This is a genomic window from Streptomyces sp. SID4985 (assembly GCF_009863025.1).
In the GTDB taxonomy this organism is placed as follows: Bacteria; Actinomycetota; Actinomycetes; order Streptomycetales; family Streptomycetaceae; genus Streptomyces.
This window is the reverse complement of record NZ_WWIR01000336.1, coordinates 1-7,405: the sequence shown is the minus strand read 5'-3', so window position 1 is coordinate 7,405 and position 7,405 is coordinate 1. Positions and strand designations below refer to the sequence as shown.

Sequence of the window (7,405 nt, the reverse complement as noted above, 5' to 3'; positions counted from 1 at the left end):
GCCCGCTCGTGCGCGCGCGGGCGCCGGGCGAGGCCGGGGCAGGGCCGGGTCCGCCCGCGCGACCCCGCTGGGGGAGCACGAGGTCGCCATCTTCGAAGCGGCCGAGGCCGTCGAGCTGGAGCCTGCCGGGTGAGCTAGACGGCCTGTGAGTAGACGATGCCCAGCGATGTGAGCCCTTCGGACTGGCAGAGGCGGTCCGAGGAGCCGCCCACCTCAGTCTGAAGGAGCTGGTACGCCGCCCCGTTGGACTGCCCCCAGTGCATCGCGGCTCGCCAGAGCAGGCGGCCCAGGCCCAATCCGCGGTGAGCGGGCAGGACGCCGAAGTATTGCGGCATGAGCTGTGCAGCCCCGATGGCGTCAGGGCGGATCTCCATGGGCCCGATGGCGCCCGCCACCCTGCCGTTCACCACGGCGACCAAGACCGGGCCGACCCTCCCCGCCCGCATCTGCTCGTGCAGGAACCCGAAGCCGTCAGCGGCCATCTCGCGGGCGAAGTCGGCGAAGGTGCCCCTTACGTCCGGCGACCACTGACCGAAGGCGCGCACGGGGCCGTCGGGCGCCGGGGAGGGGGCCGCCCGGAAGTCCTTGAGCTGCACGCGGGTGCCTTGCCCGGCGAGCGTCTCCGGGCCGAGGAAGCGGATCACGCGCCCCTTTCCCGCGTCTTGGACGGCGCATAGCTTCTGCGTCAACTCGAAGGCGGCGAGGGCCGTTTCAGATGTCGCGCCATAGGCGTGGACCTTGACCGTTCCGCCGCCTCGCCGGGACAGGGTGGGGATCAGCGTCATGCGGGGCCGATGAACGATGTCCTCGACGAGAACCGTCTCGTCCTTGCTCTCGGACCAACGGATGTCCTTGTCGTACCGGAGGAAGAACCGGTCGGTCGTGGCAGCAGTGAGGGTGTCGGCGAATACGTCCTCTGTGAGGACGGAGGGGTGTACGGGGCCGATAGTCGGCACGAACGGCACCGTCACCACTGGACGAAGCCAGTCCCAGCGGAATCGCATGTCCGCACACTACGCGCGACGGGCATACGGAACGGGCCCCGGCGCGAAGTTCGCCAGGGCCCGACCGAAACTGATCAGTGCAGGTCAGTGCGGGTTGTCGTCGCTCCCGCTGCACGAGCAGGCGACGCCTTCGAGCAGGTCGTCAACGTCGTCGACCGGCACGACGGTCGGGGCTGCGACGATCGCGGCCGGAAGCTCGGGACGGATGGCCGGCGGCTTGCGGCCGATGGTCACGGGTACGGGACTCATGCGCTCGTCTTCTCCTTCGGTTTGGCGTGCTGGCAGTAGTTGGCCAGCGGTGCCTTCGCCTCCTGGAACTGCTTCGCGAGCGGGCGGCACACCCGGCACGAGCCGGACAGTGAACACCCCTCGCAGCCCCCGGTGCGAAGCATGAGCTTGTCCGAGATGCCGGGCAGACGGCGCAGGCCCTCGATTCCCTCGGACATGAGGTCGATCTGATCGTCGCGACCGACCTTGCAGATGCTGACCTTGCCGTGCGGGTCGGCGTGGAAGAACGTGACCCCGGCGTTGCACCCGGTGAACGGTCGGCGCTCGCGCAGGTGCTCGGTGGACTGGGCGAGAAGGCTCTCGGGTCCGCCGTAGATGGTGGGCGTCATGTTCGTGTAGGCGTGGTGCGGGATGCCCCACGCTTCGGCCTGTGCCGTCATACGGTCGGCCTCGTGCGCCGTCTCGTTCGTGACGATCAGGTTCAGGCGGAGGGGGAGCCCGGCGCTGAGGCCCGCGTCGATGCCGCGCTTGAACGACTTCCACGCGCCTCGGCGCCGCGTGAACTGGTCGAAGGTCTCCTCGGTGGCCCCGTACATGCTGACGACGAGCCGGTACGGCGGGCAGTCGCGGAACAGGCTCAGGATGTCGCGGTGCCACAGCCGGGATGCGTTCGTGGAGACGGTGAGCATCATGCCTTGGCTGTAGGCGTACCGGTAGGCGCCAGGGAAGTCGCGGTCGATGGTCGGCTCGCCGCCCGTGATCTGGAGCCAGAGAACGCCCGCGTCCCGCATGATGTCGAGGAGCTGAACCTTCTGCTCCCACGAGAGGCCGTCGAACTCCTTCGCTGCGAGGTAGCAGTGCGGGCAGTCGAAGTTGCAGCCGAGGTTGATCTCCCAACTCGCCCTGCTGAAGCCGTAGTCCGACGCCTTGCGGATGATGGCGGCCTCGCCGAGCGGGCCGGTCGGCATCTCCAGGCCCCAGCGTTCACGGACGGCGACCCGCAGCCATGGCGGCGCCGGCTCCTGCATGTCGGCGGCCGTGGCGAGCGCGTCGTAGTGGTCGGCCGGGATGCGGAGTGCGGCCTGGCTGTCTGGCCGCACGACGAGGTGGCCGTCGAGGAACGGGCTCACGACGAGGCGGCGCCAGCGCGAATCGCGTTCGGTTAACGCGGCCTGGTGCGCGGCGGCGCGGTCGGCCTCTTCAGGCTGTAGGTAGCCCATCGCGGCTCTCCCTTGCATCGGGGATGGGTGCTTTGGGGTTGTGGGCATCCGCCCCGAGGGATAGCCGTGGGGGAACGACCAGGAAGGCACCTCGGGGCGGATGATCATGTGGTCAGGCGCGAGTAGGCAGCCACGACCGAGATGGAGCCGAGGATTATGAGGCCCTGGAAGATCCACTGACGCCAGCCGAGGGGCTGCCGGTGCCGGGCGCCGGACTGCCGAATATGCCGACCGCCAGCACGGCCATCAGGGCGAGGAGCGCCAGGACGTAAAGGAGTTGTTGCGCCTTGGGGCTCACGAGACACCCGTCCCGCTCCTCTGGGTGTAGATCCACAGCAGACGGCGCGTCACGTCCGCCACGTCGCGCATGAAGAAGTAGGCCGAGAAGGTCGTGGCCTCCTTGGCGGGGCGGTTCTTCAGGTCGAGCAGCTTGTACGCCTTGCGGAACTGCTGCATCACCGCGTCGTCTTCGCCGGCACCCAGCTCCTCGCCGAGGAGGAGTTGCAGTTGCCCCACCAGGACGGGCGTCCTCATGTCGATGTCCGCGCGGGTCGAGGTGCCGAGCCTCATGGCCAGGGCCGCGTCGGTGCTGTCCGTGATCAGCTCGACGTCGATCGGCAGGTCGTCGACGCCTGAAGCCTCGTGTCTTTCGGTCACGGTGGACACCACACATCTCCCCTCGGGGACTGAATTCTGGTGACAACCAGTGAACGGCCGGGACGACATCTGCGACAGGTGAAACAAGGTGGAACTCCGGCGCAGGACCCCGGTGATTTTTACCTTCGAGCTTCGCGATGTGATTTGAGGAGCGCTACCTTCATCCATGTGTACGCGAACGCCAAGTTGGAAGCGCGCATGGAGGAACTCAGCTTCTCGCAAGCCGAGTTAGCCAAGCTGATTAACCTCGCGATCGAACGACTGACCGGCTCTCCCGGCTCGGTCACTGACGCGGACGTGCGACGCTGGCTGCGCTACGAGACGAAGTGGCCCCAAGACCGCATCCGCCTTTGCATCGAAGAGGTACTGGACGCTTCATCCGAGGCTCTAGGGTTCATCCCCCGGCGCAAGAAGAGTGGCGCACCATCGGAGGACGGCCCCGTGCTTCGTCGCGAATTTCACTCCGCAGCAGGCGGAGCGATCTTGTCCCTCACAGTCCCGCAAACCACGCCTCGTGGGCGTCTGGGTGTGGCTGATGCCCAGAGGTTCCACCAGGACTACGTGACCATCCTCCGGCGGGACCGCGAGGTCGGCGGTACCCGGCAGGTGGAGAACCTGGCCATCGAGCTGGCCCTTCGGGTTCAGTCCGCACTCGCCTCCGGAACGGTATCCAGTCGAGTGCGGGACATGCTTCATGGCCTCGCGGCCGACGCCATGACGTCCGCGGCCTTCGCGGCCCTCGATTCCCGTTCGCCCTCGCGTGCACGCAGTCACCTCGGCCAGGCCATGACCTTCGCCGGCTTGTCCCGGAGCCCCGAGAAGACCTACCGCGTATGGGATCACCTAATGCTCACGTCGAGCATGGGAGAGAACCACAGCGAGGCAGCCGCTGGTGCCGAGGTAATGAAGCGCTCGACCGCGTCGCGTCGTGATCCCCTGTATGCATCGCTTGGGCACATGCGGAACGCGAACGCGCTGGCTCGTCTCCACCATCGGCAGGATGCGCTACGCGCTCACGGCCTGGCCGAGAAGAACTTCAACCGCACCAGCGACGAGCCGCGCTCGGACTGGATCAGCTTCTACAGCCGAGCGGAGTTCGACGCCTTGTCGTCGTACATGTGGGCGGCGATGGGTGACCACTACCGAGCCGAGTACTGCTTGCACCGGACCTTGGCCGCCCTCCCGGACGATCTAGTACGGGACAAGGCGCTATTCACCGCCCACCTGGCACTCACCCATGCGCGACAAGGTGAACTGGAGCTAGCTTGCTCGACGGGCGCCAAGGCGTACGCCATGCTCCCGTCCGGATCGAAGAGGACTTCGAATGTCCTGGCCAAGACGCGTGAGGTGGTTGCCGCCTCCGGGTCGAAGGTGGCCGAAGTGGTCGAGTGGATCGAGGGGTCTCACCAATGGATCTGAAGCGGTATGGCCATGCCGACGCCCAAGACGTGCGTTCCATGCTCTTGGACATCCACGACGAGGTGTACGCCGACAACCCCGACCCATTCCACTCGCGCGAGCGCTTCACGTACTTCCTGGATTTGTGGTCGGCCCGGCGGAACTGGAGATGCGTATCCGGCTGTGAGAACGGGGGGCCAGTCGGATACGCCTACGGCTCGGTCCTCGCCCCCGGTGGCTGGTGGAAGGGGAGCACCAGACCGAGCGACATCCGAGGGCCTGTTTTCGCGCTGTCAGAGTTCATGGTGCTTCCCAAGTGGCGAGGCACCGGGCGGGCCAAGAAGATTCATGACGCCCTGATCGCTCCCGTGGAAGCGAACGTGGTGTCCCTTCAGGTAGAGATCGCGCACTTCAAGGTCGTTCACCTGTACGAGAGTTGGGGATACCGGCAGGTGGACGAGTCCAAGCCGTCCGACGACTCACCTCGGTACGCGGTGATGGTGAAGGACATGCCCCGATAAGCGTCAGGCCGCAGTGGTCACAGAGACCATGATCGGACCGATGGCCGTGCTCCAGTCATTCCCGGCCGTGACCTCGGCCCGCCCCTCCTCGACCAGGCGGACGCCGATCGGGTCGATGAACTGCTCGAAGAACACGGCGTTCCGCTCGGTGTCCATCCCCAGGTTGTTGACGGTCGCCGTGGCGTCCAGCCTGAAGGCCCGTACGGCCTCGTCGAAGTCTTCGCCCGTCCACTCGTTGGCGTGCGCTCCCCGGAGGAACCAAGTCATCTTCAGCATGTAGGCCATCCTGTCTGCGGAAACGCCAGAAATGCCTCCGAACGGGGACCAACTGACTTGCTCGCAAGGGGGTTACGTGTGGAGGATTAGCGGATGGGGCACACTCCCGACGAGCACTCCTCGTCCGTCGAGCCCTCGACCCGGAAGGTGCTGTACTGCTCGAACTCCTCACGGGTGATCCGCTCGTACGGCGCCTGCGGTGGGGTGCCGTCAACCATGACCGTGGTGCCCTTCAGGTGGGGCAGCCACTTCTCGATCACGTCCGCCGTCTCGTCGAGGTCCAGGCCCTCGGGCACGTTAGCCGTGAAGCTGGCCGCGTTGTCCGCGTACTCGGCCTGGTACAGCCTGGAAGGCGAGCATCTCGTCGAGGGTCAGCTCGTCGGCGGGACTCCACCAGGTCGGCCGGGTAGCCGACGGCCTCGACCTCCTCGACGAGCTTGTCCCGCGTGGGGAAGGTGACGGCGGCGGTGTTCCCGGAGGCGTCGTAGACGCACGGCTCGACCGCGAACCCGTTCCGCGCGAACTCGTCGACCCGCGCGGCCTGCGCCGGGTCAGCCAGGGTCCGGCGCGGCCGCCCCGACGTCGTCCTCATGGACCTGCGCATGCCGGGCATGGACGGCCTGACCGCGATCGAACACCTCGGCCGGCTGTCCGACCCGCCGCACACCCTGGTCCTGACCACCTTCGACGCCGACCAGTACGTCCTGCGCGCGCTGCGCGCCGGGGCGACCGGCTTCCTGGTGAAGTCCACCCCGCCCGAGGAGCTGATCGGTCTCGTACGGACCGCCGCCCAGGGCCACACCGTCCTGTCCCCCTCGGCGGCCCGCCGCCTGGTGGCCGCCTCCACCGACCGGCTCTCCGCCCACGACCGCGCCCGCGACCTGGTCGCCTCCCTCACCGAACGCGAACTCCAGGTCCTCACCGGCCTCGGCGAGGGCCTCTCCAACGCCCGCATCGCCGCCCGGCTCCACCTCTCCGAAGCCACGGTCAAGGGCTACGTCTCCCGCACCCTGGAAAAACTGCACTGCGCGAACCGCACCCAGGCGGGCCTGCTGGCCCACGACGCGGGCCTGACGGACTGACGGCTCGACGCCCTGACGGGCCGACCGTCAGGGCCACACCAGGCAGTACGGCTGATGCCCCGCCTCATGCAGCCGGTGCGAGAAGTCCTGCCACTCATGCAACAGTTGGTACACGTTGAACGCGTCCCGCGGCCCACCCCGGTCCGGCACCGTCGACCAGATGAACGCCGCCGCGCCCACCGCTTCCTCGCCTATGTCGCGGAGGGGGTCCACCACGGTCATGGGGAGCTTGACCACCGCGTAGTCCGGGTGCAGGACGACGAGTTCGAGGGGCGGCACCTTGTGCAGGGGGACGCCCTCGATGCCCGTGAGCACCATCGCCGCCATCGTCTCCGGCTTGATCTTGGTGAACATGCCGTTCATGCCCAGCTCGTCGCCGCCGAGTTCCTCGGGGCGCATCGAGATCGGGACGCGGGCCGCGGTCGCACCGTCCGGCGCGCCGAAGTACTTGTACGTCACCCCCACCCGACCACCATTCCTGCTCTCCAACCGGAGGCTCTCGGCCCGGTCGTCGGGCCGGCGGTCGCTCTGCCGGTCGTGCCGCTCGGGCTCACTCGGTACACCCTGTGTCTGACGCGCGTCAGCATGACGTGCTTCGGTCGCTTCCTCCGCTTCGCGCCGGTGCCTTCCCCGCCGGGCTCGCCGAGGACCCAGGTCATCAGTCCCCTCGCCCAGTCCGCCACCGCGATGCATATATCTCCACCCGAGTGCTTTTCTAGGACGCGTGGCCCCCGCCGCGCAACCCGATCATCGTGTCAGTGACCTCCCCCACGGCCGCCCGCCGAAACGTGCGGTGATTCTTCAGTCCGCAGGAAAATCCCCGGTCCCCGATCACTACGTGCCGCATGAGGTGTGTGTATCAGGTGTCAGTCTCGCAGATCGTGAAAGATCGGCCAGGGGTTCCGGAAGGAAGGTCCGGGAGACCCCGATCGAAAGATTCGAAAGGTTCGGCGGAGCCCGGAGATCCGGAGATACGGAGATACGGAGATCCGGAGTCCCGGGAGACCGGGAAGACCCCC

The 7,405-nt window shown here is 67.4% G+C and carries 9 protein-coding genes and 1 pseudogene; 3 read left to right on the top strand and 7 right to left on the bottom strand.

The window, feature by feature from the left end; translation table 11 throughout:
* Window positions 1-134: 134 nt before the first annotated feature.
* The 4 genes from GTW40_RS14305 to GTW40_RS14295 form a co-directional block, all read right to left on the bottom strand.
* Window positions 135-1,004 (bottom strand): GNAT family N-acetyltransferase, encoded by an 870-nt coding sequence (locus tag GTW40_RS14305; protein WP_161180555.1) that lies wholly within the window; start codon window positions 1,002-1,004, stop codon window positions 135-137.
* 84 nt (window positions 1,005-1,088) lie between these two features.
* Window positions 1,089-1,253 (bottom strand): hypothetical protein, encoded by a 165-nt coding sequence (locus GTW40_RS32660; RefSeq protein ID WP_202485874.1) that lies wholly within the window; start codon window positions 1,251-1,253, stop codon window positions 1,089-1,091.
* Entirely contained in the window at window positions 1,250-2,452 is a 1,203-nt protein-coding gene (locus GTW40_RS14300) for a radical SAM protein (protein WP_161180554.1), read from the bottom strand. The genes GTW40_RS32660 and GTW40_RS14300 overlap by 4 nt, the downstream gene beginning before the upstream one ends.
* Before the next feature lie 294 nt (window positions 2,453-2,746).
* Window positions 2,747-3,109, bottom strand: coding sequence for a hypothetical protein (locus tag GTW40_RS14295; RefSeq protein ID WP_343245696.1), 363 nt, complete (start codon window positions 3,107-3,109; stop codon window positions 2,747-2,749).
* A 168-nt stretch (window positions 3,110-3,277) separates the two neighbouring features.
* On the opposite strand from GTW40_RS14295, the gene GTW40_RS33120 reads away from it, so the two are divergent.
* On the top strand, window positions 3,278-4,528 hold the full coding sequence (locus GTW40_RS33120; protein ID WP_237525513.1) for an XRE family transcriptional regulator: 1,251 nt from the start codon (window positions 3,278-3,280) through the stop codon (window positions 4,526-4,528).
* Window positions 4,519-5,028 carry a GNAT family N-acetyltransferase gene (locus GTW40_RS14285; protein WP_161180552.1) on the top strand — a complete coding sequence of 170 codons (510 nt, stop codon included), beginning with the start codon at window positions 4,519-4,521 and terminating at the stop codon, window positions 5,026-5,028. Before GTW40_RS33120 ends, GTW40_RS14285 begins: the two co-directional genes overlap by 10 nt.
* 3 nt (window positions 5,029-5,031) lie before the next feature.
* On the opposite strand, the gene GTW40_RS14280 is transcribed toward GTW40_RS14285, so the two are convergent.
* Both GTW40_RS14280 and GTW40_RS32655 read right to left on the bottom strand, forming a co-directional pair.
* Entirely contained in the window at window positions 5,032-5,304 is a 273-nt protein-coding gene (locus GTW40_RS14280; RefSeq protein ID WP_161180551.1) for a hypothetical protein, read from the bottom strand.
* Between the two features lie 86 nt (window positions 5,305-5,390).
* Window positions 5,391-5,600: a hypothetical protein gene (locus tag GTW40_RS32655; protein ID WP_202485873.1), complete on the bottom strand. Its 210-nt coding sequence runs from the start codon at window positions 5,598-5,600 to the stop codon at window positions 5,391-5,393.
* A gap of 264 nt (window positions 5,601-5,864) precedes the next feature.
* Between GTW40_RS32655 and GTW40_RS14270 the strand changes: the two are divergent.
* Window positions 5,865-6,386 (top strand): annotated as a pseudogene (locus tag GTW40_RS14270) (response regulator transcription factor); the annotation flags it as partial.
* 27 nt (window positions 6,387-6,413) lie between these two features.
* Here the strand turns inward: GTW40_RS14270 and GTW40_RS14265 are convergent.
* The gene (locus GTW40_RS14265) at window positions 6,414-7,079 is read right to left on the bottom strand and encodes a hypothetical protein (RefSeq protein ID WP_202485872.1); all 666 of its coding nucleotides are present in this window, start codon (window positions 7,077-7,079) and stop codon (window positions 6,414-6,416) included.
* Between the last annotated feature and the right edge of the window lie 326 nt (window positions 7,080-7,405).